This is a genomic window from Microbacterium sp. TPD7012, from assembly GCF_003075395.1.
In the GTDB taxonomy this organism is placed as follows: Bacteria; Actinomycetota; Actinomycetes; order Actinomycetales; family Microbacteriaceae; genus Microbacterium.
The window spans coordinates 231,654-248,698 of the sequence record NZ_QDFV01000003.1; the positions used below are offsets into that span (position 1 = coordinate 231,654).

Genomic DNA, 17,045 nt, shown 5'->3' on the forward strand with positions numbered 1-17,045 from the left:
GGTCAGGCGCGAGGCGGAGTCTCAGGGTCGACGCCGGAGTCCTTCACCGTGGTGGGCTCGGCGACGACGGCGTCGGTGCGCGTCGCGTCCTCGTCCTTCATGGCCTTCATCTCGCCCTTGAAGACGCGGGCCGACTGGCCCATGCTCTTCGCGAGCGCCGGCAGCTTCGCAGCACCGAACAGAAGGAGGATCACGGCGAGCACGATGAGCAGGTGCCAGCCTTGCATTCCAGCGAACATGTCAGGATTCCCGTCTTCGGTAAGCTTTCGCCCCAGTCTACAGATCAATCCTCGTGATCGGGGCGGTGATAGAGCGCGAGTCCGGATGCCGCCCATTCGCGGGTCGACGACCGTGCCACTCCGGGTTCCAGAACCTCCATGGCGCCGCCGAACCGTGCGGCGAGGCGCTTGATGCCACGCGGATCGGCCAGATGCACGTGCGCGGTGACCGAGCCGTCGACGGCTTCGAGCGTCGTGGCAGGCAGGAATCCGTTGAGCAGCGGGGCGAACCTCTCGGAGACGCGCACCGTCACCTCGCGCTCGTCGTCGAGACCGGCGAAGGGCTCGGGAACCTGATCCCCGCCGTGGGTGATCGGGATATCCGTGAGCTGGGGCTCGCTCACGCGATCCAGGTGGAACGTGCGCATCGCCTGGCGCAGATGGCACCAGCCCTGCAGGTACCACTGCGCGTTGGTGATCAGGATCTGCACCGGATCGACCGTGCGCGTCGTCGGCGCCGCATCCGGCGCCTGGTACGTGAACGAGATGGCGACGCCGTCCTGCAGCCCGCGTGCCACGACCTCACGCACCTCGTCGACCGCGCTCGGGGCCACCACGACATCGGCGGGCGCGTCGGCTGCGCCGCGCGACAGCTTGGAGATCAGCCCTGCGACGAGCCCGGAGTCGGAGACCGCGGGAACGGCCGCGACCATCTGCAGCCCGGCGAGCAGCGCCGCGGCCTCGCGCGCCGTGAATCGGGGCACCCGGCGGAGCGCGACATCGTTCGTGATCTCGATGACGTCCTCGAGATCGAGGAGGTCCCAGTTGATGTCGAACATCTCCTGCGGCTGCTGCCAGTATCCGGATTCGCCGGGCAGTCCGATGACCGTGAGCTTCTCGACCATGCCGCGCATCTCCTGCGGCGTGACGCCGAACTCCTCCGATGCCTCGGCGAGCGACACCTGGCCGTGCTCGAGCAGGTAGGGCACGAGGGTCAGGTAGAGCCGCACGCGATCAGCGGCGAGCAGGGGCTTGGGCTGGGCGCTCATCGTGCCTCCTCGCGATCGGCGTGGGCGTCGACGACGGCCTGAAGACGCGCGATGACGGCATCCCGCAGCGTCGCCGGCTCGACCACGCGCACCTCGGGCCCGTACGAGGCGAGCTCGTCGGCGAGGATGTGCAGGTCGACGAACGGCACCGTGATGCCCTGCGCAGCCGGCGTCGCACGCCGACCGAGCCGCAGGGCGGCCTCGGTGCCCGGCGTGACCTCCAGCAGCGCGGCGTTCTCCGCCGCGACACGGTCGAGTCCCGCGAGCGCACGCTCCCCCGCACCGTCGCGCAGCGACGGGTCGAAGGTGGTCGTCGTCACCTTCACATCGCCGACGATGCGGCTGAGCAGGAACATCCGGTCCTCGTCGATGTCGACATCCACGCCGAAGACGTGCCAGCGCGCTTCGTAGTCGACGAGCGCCAGCGGACGGATGCTGCGCCGACGCGGCACCGCCTCACCGGGCTTGAGGTAGTCGAAGACGACGACCCTGCTCTTCTCGATGGCGTCCTGCAGCGGCGCGAAGGCCGCATCGCGGGCGGTGATCCGAGGTGCGAACCCGATGATCGGCTCATCACCGTCGATGCCCAGTGCCCGGATCTTGCGCACGCCGGACTGCGCGTCACCGGACGCGGACTCGGCGCTCCAGACACTGCCCGCGAGACGGAGGACGGCCAGTTCGGCCGGGGTGAACTCGATGTCGGCGGGCAGATCGTATTCCGCCTGCGGAATGCGATAGCGCGCCTCGCGGAGGTCGTTCGGGTCGGCGGCGTCGCCGATCGTCTCGATCGGCACCCCGAGTGAACGCAGCTCCTCCTTGTCGCGCTCGAACATCTTCTCGAGGGCGTCCGACCGCGTGCCGGCATCGGCGCGCTGACGGTATCCCGAGACGTTGTCGAGGATCTGCTGCTTCGTGAGCCCGATCTCCGTGGCCATCAGCGCCACGACGAGATTCGTCAGGCGCTCCTCCGCGGGGATCCGGGCGGCCATCACTGCGTGGGCGCCGTCACTGCGCCCAGGATGTCGATGACGTAGACGATGGCCGCTGCACCCTCGGCGCCCGGGGTCACCACGAGGAGCTGGGAGCCGACGGTCTTGCCGACGAGCTCCTCGGCGACGGTCGGCACCGTTGATGCGAGGTCGCCGCTCGGGCCCTGTCCCCATGTGCTGTTGACGACGCTCTTGTCGTCCCAGTTCACCGCGGTCACGTTGACGAGCGGGATCTGATCGGCACCGACCTTCTCGCCGTCGCCCTTGATGAGGGTCTGCACGACCTGCTCCTTCGGCGCCGCGCTGTCGGGGACGATGATCCCCGGAGTGCCGTCGGCGGCGCGGACCACGGTCGGCATGCCCTGGGCGTCGTTGAACTGGAGCGAACCCTCGGCCTTGGACAGGAACACGTCGAGCACGTCGATGACGAACACCATGTTGTCGTCGTCGGACAGGCCGAGGCCGGACAGCGCCTCCTTGCCGAAGTCCTCCGGCGTGAGACCGGCGACGATGCGCGAACCCTCGGTCGCGCACTCGAATGCCTTGGCGAGCCCGGGCGACTGCGATGCCCAGTAGTCGGCGTTGGAGACCTGGCCCTTGTCCTCGTCGTAAGCGGTCGCGTAGACCTTCTCGCCGGTCTCCCCGCTGAAGATCGAGAGCTCGACGGTGAGGGCCTGCTGGCCGTTGACGATCGTGCGGCCGTCTCCGACGGTGATGTCGGCGTAGGACGACTTCTTCAGGTGCAGCGGCGAGAAGACAGAGACGTCGGGGGCCGCGCCGAAGTCGCCTTCGACGGTGACCGCGTCCTGGATGTCGTTCGCGTCGGCGCTGCGATCGCACGCAGCGCCGTCGTAGGAGGCCGACGCGGTGCAGCCCGTCAGGGCGAGGACGGCGAGGCTGAGGGAGGCCAGAACGGCGGACGTTTTACGCACGCGCTCCAGTCTATTCCGTCGCGTGCTCCGATTCGCGCGCAGCAGCAGCAAGGCGCGCCCCCTCGGCCGCCTTGCCCGCCTCTCTGGCGCGCTTGCGCAGATTCTTGTCGTTGATCTCGCGGTCGCCGACGGCACCAGGGGTCCAGGCCTCCACGTCGTGGTCGCCGTAGCTGCTCTTCGACGCGCGGCGCTTGACCGACGGGGCCACCGCGCCGGGAGCGAGACGGCGGGCGGTCAGCAGGAAGCCGGTGTGCGCGACCATCCGGTGGTCCGGGCGCACCGCGAGCCCTTCGACGTGCCAGCCGCGCACCATGGTCTCGGACGCATCGGGGTCGGTGAAGAGCCCGGTTCCCCGGATGTACTCGGCGACGCGCGAGAGCTGGGTGGCCGTCGCGATGTAGCAGAGCACGACGCCACCGGGCGTCAGCGCCTCCGCCACGGCGTCGATGCACTCCCAGGGGGCGAGCATGTCGAGCACGACGCGGTCGACGGTTCCCGCCGGGGCCTCGGCGGGCAGTGATTCCACGAGGTCGCCGACGACGACGCGCCAGGTGTCGGGATGCTCGCCGAAGAACGTCTCGACATTGCCGCGGGCGACGTCGGCGAAGTCGTCGCGTCGCTCGAACGAGATCAGCTGCCCGACCGGCCCGATCGCGCGGAGGAGCGACAGCGACAGCGCCCCGGAGCCGACCCCGGCCTCGACGACCGTGGCGCCGGGGAAGATGTCCGCCTGCATGACGATCTGCGCGGCATCCTTCGGATACACGATCGCGGCGCCGCGCGGCATCGACATCGCGAAGTCCCGCAGCAGCGGACGCAGGGCGAGATAGTCGTGCCCCGAGCTGTTCGCCACCACCGAGCCGTCCGGAAGACCGATGAGATCACGGTGACGGAGCACACCCTGGTGCGTGTGCAGCTCGCCGTCCTCGCGGAGGGTCACGGTGTGGAGACGGCCCTTCGGACCCGTCAGCTGGACGCGATCACCCACGCGGAAGGGCCCACTCGGTCGCTGGGCAGCGGAATCCGTCATCGGGTGACCTCCGTCATCGCGCTCTTGGCGTCGAACAGGTCGCCGAGGTCCGACACGCCTCGCCCGGCGAGCGTCGGCCAGAGCTCGTGGGCTCCGAGATCGTCCAGCGGGACGATGTGCGGCACGCCGAGCGTCACGGCGCCGGAGGCGAGGCCCGCGCGCACTCCCGTCGGAGAATCCTCGATCACGACGACCTCGGTGATGTCGACGTCGAGAAGGGCGGCGGCCTGCAGGTACGGCTCGGGGTGCGGCTTGGGATTGTCGACGTCGTCTCCGGCGACGACGATGTCGAACGCCTCGAAGTCGATCAGGTCGACGACGTTCAGCGCCATCCTGCGGAGGGACATCGTGACCAGCCCGGTGGGGATGCCGGCGTCCCTGAGCTCAGCGAGAAGCTCGCGCGCGCCCGGTCGGAACGGGACGCCCTGGGTGCGCAGCGACTCCTGCACCACATCGGTCAGATGAGCGACGATCGCCTCCGGCTCCATCGCGACGCCCGCGTTCTGCAGGATGATCGCGCTGTCGATGAGGCCGCTTCCCACCAGTTGCAGAGCATCTTCATGGGTCCACGACCCGCCGAAGGACTCCACCAGCGACGTCTCCGCCGCCATCCAGTACGGCTCGGTGTCGACCAGTGTTCCATCCATGTCCCAGAGGACTGCGCGGGGCTTTCTGCTCACTGAACCCATGCTAGCCCGGTGCCGCCCACATCCCGCCGCCGCGGACTAGCCTGGAGGGATACGTCCTCGATCTCGAAGGGAGCCCATGATGGATGTTCTCGGTTCACGCATCGTCATCGCCGCCTTCGACGGCTGGAACGACGCGGGCGAAGCAGCCAGTGGCGCCGTCGAGGCGCTGCGTTCGTCGTCGGAGTACGAGCTCGTGCATTCCGTCGACCCCGAGCTGTATTTCGACTACCAGTACACGCGACCGTCGACGCAGATGGATGCGGAGGGGCGCCGACAGCTCAAGTGGCCGGAGGCCGGCCTCTGGCGGCCGCGCGACCCCGGCCCCGGTCCCGAGTTCTGGCTGCTCACCGGCGTGGAGCCGGCGCGCACATGGCAGGCGTTCGCCTCGGAGTTCATCGACATCGCCCTGCGCGACGACATCACCGGACTCGTGACAATGGGCGCCATGCTGGCGGATGTTCCGCACACCCGCCCGATCTCGATCTTCGCCTCGAGCCAGAACGAGCAGGTGCGGGAGGCTCATGGCCTCGAGCGCTCGCTCTACGAGGGGCCGGTCGGCATCCTCAGCGTCTTCGAGCACTTCGCCGAGAGCGCGGGAATCCCGACCGCTGGTCTGTGGGCGAGCGTGCCCCACTACGTCGCCTCGGCCACGCCCTCCCCCAAGGTCACCCTCGCGCTCCTCGATCGCCTCGAGGAGCTCACCGGCGTCGACGTCGACCGACAGCACCTGCGCACGGAGGCGGCCACGTGGGAGGCGTCGATCGATGCCGCCGCATCCGAGGACGAGGACATGGCCGAGTACATCCGCCAGCTCGAGCGCACCCGCGACACCTGGGACTCCCCCGAGGCATCCGGCGATGCGATCGCGCAGGCGTTCGAACGCTACCTGCGCCGCCGGGGCGACGCCCCCGGCGATCACAAGCGCTGACGCGGCTCAGGCCGCGATCACCCCGGTGCCGAGCAGGATCAGCAGCACCGTGCCGAGCAGGATCCGGTAGATCACGAACGGCAGGAAGCTGCGCTTCGAGATGAAGTTCATGAAGAACGCGATGACGCCGAGCGCGACGACGAACGCGATGCCGGTCGCGGCCAGCGTGTCGCCGAACGAGAAGAACGAGGGCTCTCCCCAGCTCTTGAACACCTGATAGAAGCCGCTGCCGAAGACCGCCGGGATCGCGAGCAGGAAGGCGTATCGAGCCGCTGCGGCGCGCTCGTATCCGAGGAAGAGTCCCATCGTGATCGTGCCGCCGGAGCGGGAGACGCCGGGGATCAGAGCGAGAGCCTGCGCGAATCCGAACGCGATGCCGTGCGGGTAGGTCAGGTCGCCGAGCTTGCGACGCTTGGCCCCGACGTGGTCGGCGACGCCGAGCAGGATGCCGAACACGATGAGCATGATCGCCACGATCCAGAGCGAGCGGAACACGGTCTCGATCTGATCCTGGAAGAACAGGCCGAGCACGACGATCGGGATGCTGCCGATGATGATCATCCAGCCCATCCGCGCGTCCGGGTCGCTGCGCGGAACGCGTCCCGCGAGCGAGCGGAACCACTGCGAGATGATGCGCACGATGTCACGCCAGAAGAAGACCACGACGGCTGCCTCGGTGCCGATCTGGGTGATCGCGGTGAACGCCGCCCCCGGGTCCTCCCCCGACGGCAGGAACGTGCCGAGGATGCGCAGGTGGGCGCTGGAGGAGATGGGCAGGAACTCGGTGAGTCCCTGGACGATGCCGAGGATGAGGGCTTCGAGCAGGTGCATGGAGGGCCTTCTGGTGAGGGGAGGGCGCGGAAGCGGGCGGGCTGCGGTCAGTACGTGCGCAGCAGATCGGCCAGCACCCGCTGGCCGAAGACAAGCGATTCTACGGGCACACGCTCGTCGACGCCGTGGAACATGCCCGTGAAGTCGAGGTCGGCCGGCAGCTTCAGCGGAGCGAACCCGTATCCCGTGATGCCGAGGTAGGCCAGCGCCTTGTTGTCGGTTCCGGCCCCCAGCAGATACGGGATCACGGGGACGCCGGGGTCGTGGCGGCCGATGCTCGCGACCATGGCCTCGACGAGCTCGCCCTCGAAGGGCGTCTCCATGCCGATGTCGCGCACGACCGTCTCGATGACAATCTCGTCGCCGACGATCTGCTGCAGCTCGGCCAGGACGTCGTCCTCGGTGCCGGGGATCACGCGCACGTCGATCAGCGCCTCGGCGCGCTCGGGGATCACGTTGTGCTTGTACCCCGCCGTCAGGGCCGTGGGGTTGGACGTGGTCCGGAAGGACGAGCGCAGGAAGGCCTCGGCGGGCCCGGCGGCGGCCGCGAGGGCATCCGGGTCCTCGGCGCTGCGGCCCGTCAGGGCGCTGAGACCCGCGAGGAGAGCCTCGGTCGTCGGTGTGAGGCGGAGAGGCCACCGTGTGCGTCCGATGGCGGCGACCGCCTCGGCGAGCTTCGTGACCGCGTTGTCGTCGTGCAGACGGCTGCCGTGCCCCGCACGCCCCTTGGCCACAAGGCGAATCCAGATGAGGGCCTTCTCCCCCACCTGCAGCAGATAGGCGCGGCGGTCGTCGACCGTGATCGAGTAGCCACCGACCTCGCTGATGGCCGTGGTGGCGCCTTCGAACCACTCCGGACGGTTCTGCACGACCAGGGCCGACCCCTCGACGCCGCCGTTCTCCTCGTCGGCGAAGAACGCCAGCACGAGATCGCGCTCCGGCCGCTCCCCCGCTCGCAGGATGTCGGCGACGGCCGTGAGGATCATCGCGTTCATGTTCTTCATGTCGACGGCACCTCGGCCCCACAGCATCCCGTCCTGCACGAGGCCGGCGAACGGATCGACGCTCCAGTCCTCGGCCATCGCGGGAACGACGTCCAGGTGACCGTGCACGACCAGGGCGGGCTTGCTGCTGTCGCGGCCCGGCACCCGCGCCATGACGTTGGTGCGGCGCGGGATCGGCTCGTAGTACTCGACCTCCAGCCCCAGAGCCTGGAGGTACGCGCCGACGTACTCCGCCGCCTCCCGCTCCCCCTTGGCGTTGCCGCCGCCGAAGTTCGACGTGTCGAACCGGATCAGGTCGCTCGCGATGCGGACGACCTCGGGCAGAGAGGGATCGGTCATGACTCCCAGGCTACCGAAACGGCGAGCCACGCCCGGGCGTACGGCTCGGTTCGAAGCGCGCCGGATTACGTGCTAATCTCATTCTTCGGTCGGCAACGATCATCCAAAACCTGCGCGGGTGGCGGAATGGTAGACGCGCTACGTTGAGGTCGTAGTGCCCGTAAGGGCGTGGGGGTTCAAGTCCCCCTCCGCGCACAGGTAAGAAGAAGGCCCCTGATCCACGGATCAGGGGCCTTCTTCGCATCCCGGGGACGGGCAGGACGGCGTCACACCGCCCCGACGCCGAACACGAGCCCGAGGATGTACGTGACCGCTGCGGCGCCGAAGCCGATCGCCAGCTGACGCAGCGCGCGGCGCAGCGGCGGGCCGCCGGAGAGGACGCCGACCATGGCGCCCGTGCTCAGCAGGGCGATGCCCACGAGCACCAGGGCGAGGATGACGGCTGCGGCACCCTGCAGCCCGAAGATCCACGGCAGCACCGGGATGATCGCGCCGGATGCGAAGAGCAGGAAGCTCGAGATCGCGGCCGTCCAGTCGCTGCCGACGATCTCGTGGTCGCTCCCCGGCACGCGCACGGGCCCTGTCGCCGCGCGACGAGCGCCGGCTTTCGCTGCCTCGACGATGCGATGCGCACGGACCAGTGCCTCCTCCTGCTCCATGCCGCGTGCTCGGTAGACGAGCGCCAGCTCGTTCTCGTCGATGTCGAGATCGCCTGCGGCATCCGCTGCGTCCTCGTTGGCCTCGGTCGCGGCCAGCAGCTCGCGCTGGGACCGCACCGACACGAACTCCCCCGCACCCATCGAGAGCGCGCCGGCGAGCAGACCTGCGATTCCGCTGAAGAGCACGAATCCGGAGCTCACCCCGGTCGCGCCGATGCCGAGCACGAGGGCGAGATTGCTGACCAGGCCGTCGTTGGCGCCGAAGACCGCGGCACGGAACGAGCCGGACAGACGTCGACGTCCTCGAGCGGCAAGCCCACGCACCACCTCGTAGTGGATCTTCTCGTCGGCGCGCATCGCGGGAGTCGCGTACTGCTCGGAGTCGTACGGCGACCGGGCTTCCGCGCTCTGCGCGAGGGCGAGCACGAAGATCGAGCCGAAGCGACCCGCCATCCAGCCCAGGAGGCGGGAGCGGATGCCGGCATGCGGCAGCCGCTTCGGCTCACCACCGAGAAGGTCGAGCCAGTGCTGCTCATGGCGCCGCTCGGCATCCGCGAGCCGGAGCAGGATCTCCTGTTCCTCTCCCGTGCGACGGGCGGCGAGCTTCTGGTACACCGCCCCCTCGGCGCGCTCCTCGACGAGGTAGCGCGCCCATCGGCGGTGATCAGCGGGTGTCGGCTCTGCGGCGGCAGGCGCTGTCATGGATCCTCCAGGCGTCACGAAGCCCGAGTGCGCGGGCAACCGTTCCACGCTAGCCGCGCGGGTGCGCGCGAACCCTGCTGAGACGAGGATTGCCAGCATTTCGGGGATCCGAACCCTTCGACAGGCTCAGGGACCGCCCTTCGACAGGCTCAGGGACCGCCCTCGACAGGCTCAGGGACCGCGGGGCGATCAGGAGCGGACGCGCTTGCGCAGCACGTCGATGCGCGACTGCAGCTGGGTCACCGTGGCCTGCGCGACGGCGGGGCCACCGCAGATGCGGCGGAGCTCGGCATGCACGGCGCCGTGGGGCTCCCCCTTCTGCCGCGCGTACAGCCCGACGAGGCTGTTCAGAAGCTGGCGCTGCTCCTTGAGCGTGCGGTGGAGAGGGGCGGGGAGCGTCGTCGTCTCGGTGGGGCCCGCAGCGGCCTCACGAGCCTCGCGCAGGCGGGACTGGCGGCTCTGACGCTGCATGAGGAGCTCGTGCACGTGCTCGGGCTCGAGGAGACCGGGGAACCCGATGAACTCCTCCTCCTCCGGGGTACCGGGCTCGGCGAGCTGACCGAACTCCTGGCCCTCGAACACCACGCGGTCGAAGTGGGCGACCGAGGAGAGCGCCTGGTAGCTGAACTCCTGGGCCAGAGCTTCCGAGGCCTCGTCCTCGCGATTGGCGCTCTCGAGCAGGGAGTCCTCGAGCCCGTCGTCGTCCTTCGACTGGCGGTCGAGAGCGTGGTCCCGCTCCTTGTCCATCTCGCCGGCGAGCCCCATGAGCACAGGGACCTGCGGAAGGAAGACGCTCGCCGCCTCACCCCGACGACGCGCTCGCACGAAACGTCCGATGGCCTGGGCGAAGAAGAGCGGGGTCGACGACGAGGTGGCGTACACGCCGACGGCGAGCCGCGGCACGTCGACGCCCTCGGACACCATGCGCACCGCGACCATCCAGCGCTGGTCGCCCGCGCTGAACTTCTCGATGCGCTCCGACGCGGTCGCGTCGTCGGAGAGGACGACGGTCGGCTGCTGCCCGGTGATGCTGTGGAGGATCTTCGCGTAGGCGCGCGCCACGGTCTGATCCGTCGCGAGCACGAGACCGCCGGCATCCGGCACGTGGTGTCGGATCTCCGTGAGGCGCCGGTCCGCCGCCGACAGCACCGCCGGCATCCACTCCCCTTCGGGATCGAGCGCCGTGCGCCACGCCTGCGAGGTGACGTCCTTGGTGTTGTCCTGGCCGAGGTGGGTCTCGAGCTCGTCGCCCGACGTCGTCCGCCAGCGCATCTTGCCGGCGTACATGTGGAACAGCACCGGACGCACGACGCCGTCGGCGAGGGCGCGTCCGTAGCCGTAGTTGTAGTCGGTGCGGGAGATGCGCGCTCCGGACTCGTCGGGGTGGTATTCGACGAACGGGATGGGCGCGGTGTCGCTGCGGAACGGCGTCCCCGACAGCAGCAGCCGTCGCTTCGCCGGCCCGTACGCGTCGCGGATCGCGTCCCCCCAGCTGAGCGCGTCGCCACCGTGATGCACCTCGTCGAGGATCACGAGCGTCTTCGCGTCTTCGGTCAGGTGTCGATGCACCGACGACTTCGCCGCGACCTGCGCATACGTCACCACGGCGCCGTGATAGTGCCGCGCCGGCGCCCAGTCGCTGTTGCGGAACCGGGGGTCGAGGCGGATGTGCACGCGCGCGGCCGCGTCGGCCCACTGCGTCTTGAGATGCTCGGTGGGGGCGACCACGATGATGCGGTTGACCTCGCCCATGCGCATCATCTCGACTGCGAGGGTCAGGGCGAATGTCGTCTTGCCGGCGCCGGGTGTCGCGGCGACGAGGAAGTCGCGCTGGTCGGCTTCGAAGTACTGCTCCAGGGCCTCCTGCTGCCACGCCCGCAGCTTGTTCGCCGTTCCCCACGGGGCGCGCTGAGGAAAGGACGGAGAGAGCATCGAGTCCACGATAATCGCTCCCGCCGACACTGCGGCGCACGGGGCGCGCCGCTCCCGTCACCCCTGCCGCGACGCGCCGTCGCCGGGTAGGCTCGTTCACTGCGCTGCGGCCACCGCCCGGCGCACCCGTTCGCGAAGGAGAGCTGGATGACCGACCAGGATTCGACTCGGACCCCCTACGTCCCCAACGAGAGCGTGCACCCCTGGCGACGGTTCGTGGCCGTGGGCGACTCGTTCACCGAGGGCATCGGCGACCCCGACCCGAGCGCACCGGGCGGCCACCGCGGGTGGGCCGATCGGGTCGCCGAGGTGCTCGGCCAGCAGGTCGACGACTTCGCCTACGCGAACCTCGCGGTTCGGGGGAAGCTCATCGCGCAGATCGTCGCCGACCAGATCGAACCCGCCGTCGCCCTGCACCCCGATCTCGTCTCCATCTGCGCCGGCGGGAACGACGTCATCCGTCCGGGAACCGATCCTGACGCGATCGCCGCGCAGTTGGAGGATGCCGTCGCGCGGCTATCCTCCACGGGCGCCGCGGTGCTCCTGTTCACCGGCATCGACACCGGATTCACCCCCGTGTTCCGCGCGTTCCGCGGCAAGGTCGCGATCTACAACGAGAACGTGCGGGCAATCGCCGAGCGGCACGACTGCATCGTCGCGGACCAGTGGGCGCTCAAGGTCGTCCAGGACATGCGTTTCTTCGACGACGATCGTCTGCACTACAACGCGCTCGGCCACCACGAGGTCGCGCGCATGGCCCTGCGCGCACTGAACGTGCCGAACGAGCTCGAGGCCATGCAGCCCGAGCCTCTGCCGGTGCGGACATGGCGGGAGGCCCGCTCCGAGGACTTCGGCTGGGCGCGCGAGCACTTCGTGCCCTGGGTCCTTCGACGGCTGCGTCACCAGTCCTCCGGCGATCACGTCGCGGCGAAGCGTCCCGAGGCGGCGCCGATGATCCGGCTCGATCAGGACTGATCCGCGGGCGGACTCAGCGTCGCAGGGCCCAGAGCGCGACCGCCGCGGCGGAGGCGACGTTGAGCGAGTCCACTCCCCCGCTCATCGGGATCGTCACGACGTGATCGGCGCTGGCGATCGCGGTGCGGGAGAGGCCGTCGCCCTCGGCCCCCATCACGACGGCGACGCGCTCCGGATGGATGTCGACGTACGCGTCCAGTGTGATGGCGTCGTCTTCGAGTGCCAGGGCGGCGATATCGAAGCCTTCTGAATGCAGGTCCGTCACGGTCTGCGCCCAGTCCGTCATCCGGGTCCAGGGCACCTGGAAGACCGTCCCCATGCTCACCCGCACGCTGCGGCGATACAGCGGGTCGGCGCCGCCGGGCGACACCAGCACGGCGTCGGCGCCCAGGCCGGCCGCCGCACGGAACGCGGCGCCGACGTTCGTGTGGTCGCCGATGTTCTCGAGGATCAGCACGAGACCGGCGCCCTGGATGACCTCGCGGACGGTCGGAAGCTGCGGGCGGTGCATCGACGCGATCGTCCCGCGGTGCACGGCGAACCCGGTGACCGCTTCGGCCACCTCATCCGGCACGACGTAGACCGGCACATCGAGGGCGCCGACGATGCCTCGGATGTCGTCGATCCGGCGTTCCTGCACGAGAACGGAACGGGGGCGATGGCCGGCCGCGACCGCGCGGGCGATGACCTTCGTCGACTCGGCGATGTACAGCCCGTCCGGCGGTTCCCGCAGCGCGCGGAGAGCCGTGTCGGTGAGACCCCGGTAGTCGTCGAGTCGGGGGTCTGCGGCGTCGGCCACGGAGATGAGTTCCACGAGAGCCACTCTGCCACCCGACGGACGACTCGCGGCACGACCGACCCCTGCGACACGTCGTAGACTCGCTCGGGGAGGTCCTGTGAGCGCATCGAGCACTGCCGAGCTGTCGGCGACACTCGCCCAGGCGGCCGGGCTGCTCCGGGGCAGGCGGATCGCTCTCCTGACCGGTGCGGGTATCTCCACGGACTCCGGCATCCCCGCCTACCGCGGCGAAGGCGCCAGGACCCGCAACGATCCGATGACCATCCAGACGTACCTCGGCGACGAGGCGGCCCGGCGACGCTACTGGGTCGGCGGCCACCTCGGATGGCGCGCATTCGCACGCGCGACACCCAACCCGGGGCACGTCGCCCTCGCCGAACTGGAGTCCGCGGGAATCGTGTCGGGCGTCATCACGCAGAACGTCGATGGACTGCACCTGCGCGCCGGCAGCTCGCACGTCATCGAGGTGCACGGCACCATGCGTCGCGTGCTCTGCCTGCACTGCGGCCAGGTCTTCGACCGCCGCGACGTGGCGGTGCAGATCGAGGAGCTGAATCCCTGGATCACGGTGCCCGAGAACGTCGCGCTCGCCCCCGACGGCGACGTGCTCCCGGAGAGCACGGAGGGCTTCGTCATCCCGACCTGCACCGTGTGCGATGGGATGCTGAAGCCCGATGTCGTCTTCTTCGGCGAGTACGTTCCGCAGGATCGCTTCCGCGCAGCGGAGTCCCTGCTGCGCTCCAGCTCGGCGCTCATCGTGGCGGGCTCCTCGCTTGTGGTGAACTCGGGGGTCCGTCTCATCGAGCGTGCCCGCCGCCGCAGCATCCCTCTGATCATCGTCAATCGCGAGCCGACCCGCGCGGACGCCTGGGCCGATCTCACGATCGCCGCCGGCACCAGCGACGTGCTCCCCGCCCTTCAGGAACTTCTCTCGTGACCTTCATCACCCTCATCCGCCACGGCCAGACGGACTGGAATCTCGCCCGGCGCATCCAGGGCTCGACCGACATCCCGCTGAACGAGAAGGGGCGCGCTGACGCGCACCGGGCGGCCGGTCATCTCGCAGCGACGCCGCACCACGCGATCTACTCGAGCCCGCTGCTCCGGGCGAAGGGGACGGCCGAGATCATCGCCGCAGAGCTCGGTCTGGAGTTCGCCGGGGTCGTCCCCGACGTGCGGGAGCGCGAGTTCGGCGAGGGCGAGGGGATGCTGGTCTCCGAGTACATCTCGAAGTACGGCGACTGGCACGCCGAGGTTCCTGGCGCGGAGTCCCTGCACGAGGTCGGCGTGCGAGCCATCGCGGCCCTCCACGCGATCGCGCGCGAGTCGCGGCGCAGGTCTGCCCCACTGGCCGAATCCGTGCTGGTGGTGGCGCACGGCGGCGTCATCCGGTCGGTGATCGATCAGGTCTCCGGCGGCACGCTGCCGCGAGAGGGAGAGGTCATCGCGAACGGCTCGGCGCACCGCTTCGAGGCGTCGCCGGGTTCCCTCCGACTCCTCGAGGAGTCGCTGGTCATCTGATCAGCGGACGCGGCCCACGACGGACCGCGCGTGCCGCAGCACGGGCTCGTCCACCATCCGGCCCTCGAAGCGGAAGACACCGCGTTCGCTCTCCGCGGCGAGCAGGACTGCTCTCGCCCACGTGACGGTCGCCTCATCCGGGAGGTACGCCGCGCGGATCACGGCGACCTGGTTCGGATGGATGCACGCCGTGGCACGGAACCCGGAGGCCGCGGCATCCGTCGCCTCCTCCTCGAGGCCCTGCACGTCGTCGATGTCGATGTGCACCGCGTCGATCGCCGCCTTGCCGTGCGCGCCCGACTCGAGGAGCACGCGCGAGCGGGCGTAGCGGGCGATCTCGCGGTAGGCGCCGCCCACCGTGCGAGAGGAAGTGCCGCCGAGCGAGGCCACGAGGTCCTCCGCCCCCCACATCATCGCCGAGACGAGCGGATGCGCGGCGATCTCGGCGGCCGCGTGGATGCCGAGAGCCGTCTCGCACAGCGCGACGAGCGAGAACCGGTCGTCGAACGCGGACAGGCCGTCGGCGCCCTCGGTCTTCGCCACCATGACGGTGCGGAAGTCGGTGCGCTCGAGAGCCTCGAGGTCGGCGGCGAAGTGCTCGCTGTTCGGTGCATTCACCCGCACGATCACACGATCGGGATCGATCGCGGCGCTGATTAGGTTGGTGCGCGCCGCCGCCTTCGCGTCAGGGAGCACGGCATCCTCGAGGTCGAGGATCACCGCGTCCGCCCTCTCCAGCGCGGTGCGGAAGCGCTCGGGGCGGTCGGCGGGGCAGAACAGCAGCGCCGGGCCCAGGTCGAACGTCGTCATGCGGACGCCTCCGGCCGGCAGTGCACGAGGGCGCTTCTCGTGGCCGTGGCGACCACGGTGCCGTCCTGATTGCGTCCGGTGTGCGCGATCTGCACGATGCCCTGCCCCGGTCGTGACGACGACAGCCGCTTGTCGACGATCACGCTCTCGGTGTAGAGCGTGTCGCCCGCGAACAGCGGATGAGGGAACGTGATGTCGCCGAAGCCGAGCTGAGCCACCAGCGTGCCCTGCGTCAGCTGAGCGACGGATGCGCCGACCATCGTCGACAGCGTCCACATGGAGTTCATCAGCCGTGCGTGAAACGGAGCCTGGGCGTCGGCGAACGCCGCATCGAGGTGCAGCGCCTGCGTGTTCATGGTCAGCGTCGTGAAGAGCACGTTGTCGGCCTCGGTCGCCGTGCGTCCCGGTCGGTGCAGATACCGGGCGTCCGTCACGAACTCCTCGTAGTAGAGGCCGCGTTGGATGATGTCCTCTGGCATGTCGCCCACGCTACCCGGCGAGACCGAGCCCGCGGGCGATGACGAGGAGCTGCACCTCGGTGGTGCCCTCGCCGATCTCGAGGATCTTCGAGTCGCGGTAGTGCCGTGCCACGGGGAACTCGTTCATGAATCCGTTCCCGCCGAAGATCTGGGTGGCGTCCCTGGCGTTGTCCATCGCGGCTTCGCCCGCGACGAGCTTGGCGATCGCGGCGGCCTCGGCGAACGGCTTGTCGGCGTCGCGCAGTCGCGCCGCGTGATGCCAGGCGAGTCGTGCCGTGTGCACCCGCGCACGCATCCGTGCCAGCGTGAACTGCGCGTTCTGACGAGTGCTCAGCGCGCTGCCGAAGATCGTGCGGCTCTTCGCGTAGTCGACCGCGGCTTCCAGGCACCCTTCCGCGGCACCCGTGGACAGAGCGGCGATCGCGATGCGCCCCTCGTCGAGGATGCTGAGGAAGTTCTTGAATCCGCGTCCGCGTTCGCCCAGCAGGTTCGCTGCCGGGACTCGTGCGCCCTGGAAGCTCAGCGGGTGCGTGTCGGACGCGTTCCAGCCGACCTTGTCATAGGGCGGCTCGACGGTGAACCCTGGCGTGCCGTTGGGAACGATGATCGTCGAGATCTCCTTGCGGCCGTTCTCGACGCCGGTGACCGCGGTCACGGTCACGAACCGCGTGATCGGCGTGCCGGAGTTCGTGATGAACTGCTTGGAGCCCTCGATCACCCATTCGTCGCCCTCCAGCCGGGCCGTGGTGCGCGTCGCCCCCGCGTCGCTGCCGGCTTCCGGCTCGGTGAGACCGAAGCCCGCGAGAGCACGACCGGCGAGGAGGTCGGGAAGCAGCTCCTGGCGCTGCTCCTCGGTGCCGAAGCGGAAGATCGGCATGGCGCCGAGGCTGACCCCCGCCTCGAGCGTGATGGCGATGGACTGGTCGACCCGGCCGAGCGCTTCGATCGCGATGCCGAGTGCCATGTAGTCGCCGCCCTGGCCGCCGTACTCCTCGGGGAACGGCAGGCCGAACAGGCCGAGGTCGCCCATCTGCGCCACGACGTCCATCGACAGGGTGTGCGTGCGGTCCGCCTCGTACGACTGGGGCGCGACGACGGTCTCGGCGAACTCGCGCACCATGGCGGCGAGCTCGCGCTCCTCTTCGGACAGGTCTTCCAT

At 69.6% G+C, this 17,045-nt stretch carries 18 protein-coding genes and 1 tRNA gene; 5 read left to right on the top strand and 14 right to left on the bottom strand.

From position 1 onward, the window contains the following. Positions 1-2: 2 nt before the first annotated feature. The 6 genes from tatA to DC434_RS09200 are packed head-to-tail and all read right to left on the bottom strand — an operon-like array spanning position 3 to position 4,898. A complete protein-coding gene (tatA, locus tag DC434_RS09175; RefSeq protein ID WP_116634986.1) occupies positions 3-239 on the bottom strand; it encodes a twin-arginine translocase TatA/TatE family subunit in 237 nt (78 codons plus the stop codon). A gap of 44 nt (positions 240-283) precedes the next feature. Next, positions 284-1,267 carry a WYL domain-containing protein gene (locus tag DC434_RS09180; RefSeq protein WP_116634987.1) on the bottom strand — a complete coding sequence of 328 codons (984 nt, stop codon included), beginning with the start codon at positions 1,265-1,267 and terminating at the stop codon, positions 284-286. Further along, positions 1,264-2,256 carry a WYL domain-containing protein gene (locus DC434_RS09185; RefSeq protein ID WP_116634988.1) on the bottom strand — a complete coding sequence of 331 codons (993 nt, stop codon included), beginning with the start codon at positions 2,254-2,256 and terminating at the stop codon, positions 1,264-1,266. The genes DC434_RS09180 and DC434_RS09185 overlap by 4 nt, the downstream gene beginning before the upstream one ends. Then, complete coding sequence (locus DC434_RS09190) at positions 2,256-3,188, bottom strand: hypothetical protein (RefSeq protein ID WP_116634989.1); 933 nt, start codon at positions 3,186-3,188, stop codon at positions 2,256-2,258. The genes DC434_RS09185 and DC434_RS09190 overlap by 1 nt, the downstream gene beginning before the upstream one ends. A gap of 10 nt (positions 3,189-3,198) precedes the next feature. After that, positions 3,199-4,218, bottom strand: a complete 1,020-nt coding sequence (locus DC434_RS09195; RefSeq protein WP_116634990.1) for a tRNA (adenine-N1)-methyltransferase — start codon at positions 4,216-4,218, stop codon at positions 3,199-3,201. Continuing rightward, on the bottom strand, positions 4,215-4,898 hold the full coding sequence (locus DC434_RS09200) for an HAD family phosphatase (protein ID WP_279303206.1): 684 nt from the start codon (positions 4,896-4,898) through the stop codon (positions 4,215-4,217). Before DC434_RS09200 ends, DC434_RS09195 begins: the two co-directional genes overlap by 4 nt. An 88-nt stretch (positions 4,899-4,986) precedes the next feature. Between DC434_RS09200 and DC434_RS09205 the strand changes: the two genes are divergently transcribed. Further along, positions 4,987-5,835, top strand: coding sequence for a PAC2 family protein (locus DC434_RS09205; RefSeq protein WP_116635402.1), 849 nt, complete (start codon positions 4,987-4,989; stop codon positions 5,833-5,835). Between the two features lie 6 nt (positions 5,836-5,841). On the opposite strand, the gene DC434_RS09210 is transcribed toward DC434_RS09205, so the two are convergent. Both DC434_RS09210 and DC434_RS09215 read right to left on the bottom strand, forming a co-directional pair. Further along, positions 5,842-6,666 (bottom strand): undecaprenyl-diphosphate phosphatase, encoded by an 825-nt coding sequence (locus tag DC434_RS09210; protein WP_116634992.1) that lies wholly within the window; start codon positions 6,664-6,666, stop codon positions 5,842-5,844. Positions 6,667-6,713: 47 nt separating this feature from the next. Then, a complete protein-coding gene (locus DC434_RS09215; protein WP_116634993.1) occupies positions 6,714-8,009 on the bottom strand; it encodes a M20/M25/M40 family metallo-hydrolase in 1,296 nt (431 codons plus the stop codon). A gap of 112 nt (positions 8,010-8,121) precedes the next feature. Here DC434_RS09215 and DC434_RS09220 point away from each other — a divergent pair. After that, a tRNA-Leu gene (locus DC434_RS09220) sits at positions 8,122-8,204 on the top strand. 71 nt (positions 8,205-8,275) lie between these two features. On the opposite strand, the gene DC434_RS09225 is transcribed toward DC434_RS09220, so the two are convergent. Beyond that, entirely contained in the window at positions 8,276-9,370 is a 1,095-nt protein-coding gene (locus tag DC434_RS09225) for a VIT1/CCC1 family protein (protein WP_116634994.1), read from the bottom strand. A gap of 189 nt (positions 9,371-9,559) precedes the next feature. Beyond that, positions 9,560-11,302 (bottom strand): DEAD/DEAH box helicase, encoded by a 1,743-nt coding sequence (locus DC434_RS09230; RefSeq protein WP_116635403.1) that lies wholly within the window; start codon positions 11,300-11,302, stop codon positions 9,560-9,562. A gap of 147 nt (positions 11,303-11,449) precedes the next feature. Between DC434_RS09230 and DC434_RS09235 the strand changes: the two genes are divergently transcribed. Continuing rightward, complete coding sequence (locus DC434_RS09235; RefSeq protein ID WP_116634995.1) at positions 11,450-12,277, top strand: SGNH/GDSL hydrolase family protein; 828 nt, start codon at positions 11,450-11,452, stop codon at positions 12,275-12,277. A gap of 13 nt (positions 12,278-12,290) precedes the next feature. Here DC434_RS09235 and DC434_RS09240 read toward each other — a convergent pair whose 3' ends face one another. Beyond that, positions 12,291-13,091 carry an RNA methyltransferase gene (locus tag DC434_RS09240; RefSeq protein ID WP_116635404.1) on the bottom strand — a complete coding sequence of 267 codons (801 nt, stop codon included), beginning with the start codon at positions 13,089-13,091 and terminating at the stop codon, positions 12,291-12,293. Positions 13,092-13,173: 82 nt separating this feature from the next. Between DC434_RS09240 and DC434_RS09245 the strand changes: the two genes are divergently transcribed. Continuing rightward, on the top strand, positions 13,174-14,013 hold the full coding sequence (locus DC434_RS09245; RefSeq protein WP_116634996.1) for a Sir2 family NAD-dependent protein deacetylase: 840 nt from the start codon (positions 13,174-13,176) through the stop codon (positions 14,011-14,013). Beyond that, on the top strand, positions 14,010-14,597 hold the full coding sequence (locus tag DC434_RS09250) for a histidine phosphatase family protein (RefSeq protein ID WP_116634997.1): 588 nt from the start codon (positions 14,010-14,012) through the stop codon (positions 14,595-14,597). Before DC434_RS09245 ends, DC434_RS09250 begins: the two co-directional genes overlap by 4 nt. On the opposite strand, the gene DC434_RS09255 is transcribed toward DC434_RS09250, so the two are convergent. Genes DC434_RS09255 through DC434_RS09265 form a run of 3 tightly spaced genes read right to left on the bottom strand, consistent with a single transcriptional unit; the run spans position 14,598 to position 17,045 of the window. Further along, positions 14,598-15,407 carry a CoA ester lyase gene (locus tag DC434_RS09255; RefSeq protein ID WP_116634998.1) on the bottom strand — a complete coding sequence of 270 codons (810 nt, stop codon included), beginning with the start codon at positions 15,405-15,407 and terminating at the stop codon, positions 14,598-14,600. Beyond that, a complete protein-coding gene (locus DC434_RS09260; protein WP_116634999.1) occupies positions 15,404-15,886 on the bottom strand; it encodes a MaoC family dehydratase in 483 nt (160 codons plus the stop codon). Before DC434_RS09260 ends, DC434_RS09255 begins: the two co-directional genes overlap by 4 nt. 10 nt (positions 15,887-15,896) lie before the next feature. Beyond that, positions 15,897-17,045 (bottom strand): acyl-CoA dehydrogenase family protein, encoded by a 1,149-nt coding sequence (locus DC434_RS09265; protein ID WP_116635000.1) that lies wholly within the window; start codon positions 17,043-17,045, stop codon positions 15,897-15,899.

Bases quoted from the DNA above. Each gene is read 5' to 3' on its own strand.
- DC434_RS09180 (WP_116634987.1), bottom strand. From the start codon at position 1,267: ATGAGCGCCCAGCCCAAGCCCCTGCTCGCCGCTGATCGCGTGCGGCTC.
- DC434_RS09210 (WP_116634992.1), bottom strand. From the start codon at position 6,666: ATGCACCTGCTCGAAGCCCTCATCCTCGGCATCGTCCAGGGACTCACC.
- tatA (WP_116634986.1), bottom strand. From the start codon at position 239: ATGTTCGCTGGAATGCAAGGCTGGCACCTGCTCATCGTGCTCGCCGTG.
- DC434_RS09235 (WP_116634995.1), top strand. From the start codon at position 11,450: ATGACCGACCAGGATTCGACTCGGACCCCCTACGTCCCCAACGAGAGC.
- DC434_RS09260 (WP_116634999.1), bottom strand. From the start codon at position 15,886: ATGCCAGAGGACATCATCCAACGCGGCCTCTACTACGAGGAGTTCGTG.
- DC434_RS09255 (WP_116634998.1), bottom strand. From the start codon at position 15,407: ATGACGACGTTCGACCTGGGCCCGGCGCTGCTGTTCTGCCCCGCCGAC.
- DC434_RS09225 (WP_116634994.1), bottom strand. From the start codon at position 9,370: ATGACAGCGCCTGCCGCCGCAGAGCCGACACCCGCTGATCACCGCCGA.
- DC434_RS09205 (WP_116635402.1), top strand. From the start codon at position 4,987: ATGGATGTTCTCGGTTCACGCATCGTCATCGCCGCCTTCGACGGCTGG.
- DC434_RS09230 (WP_116635403.1), bottom strand. From the start codon at position 11,302: ATGCTCTCTCCGTCCTTTCCTCAGCGCGCCCCGTGGGGAACGGCGAAC.
- DC434_RS09215 (WP_116634993.1), bottom strand. From the start codon at position 8,009: ATGACCGATCCCTCTCTGCCCGAGGTCGTCCGCATCGCGAGCGACCTG.
- DC434_RS09185 (WP_116634988.1), bottom strand. From the start codon at position 2,256: ATGGCCGCCCGGATCCCCGCGGAGGAGCGCCTGACGAATCTCGTCGTG.
- DC434_RS09195 (WP_116634990.1), bottom strand. From the start codon at position 4,218: ATGACGGATTCCGCTGCCCAGCGACCGAGTGGGCCCTTCCGCGTGGGT.
- DC434_RS09265 (WP_116635000.1), bottom strand. From the start codon at position 17,045: ATGGAAGACCTGTCCGAAGAGGAGCGCGAGCTCGCCGCCATGGTGCGC.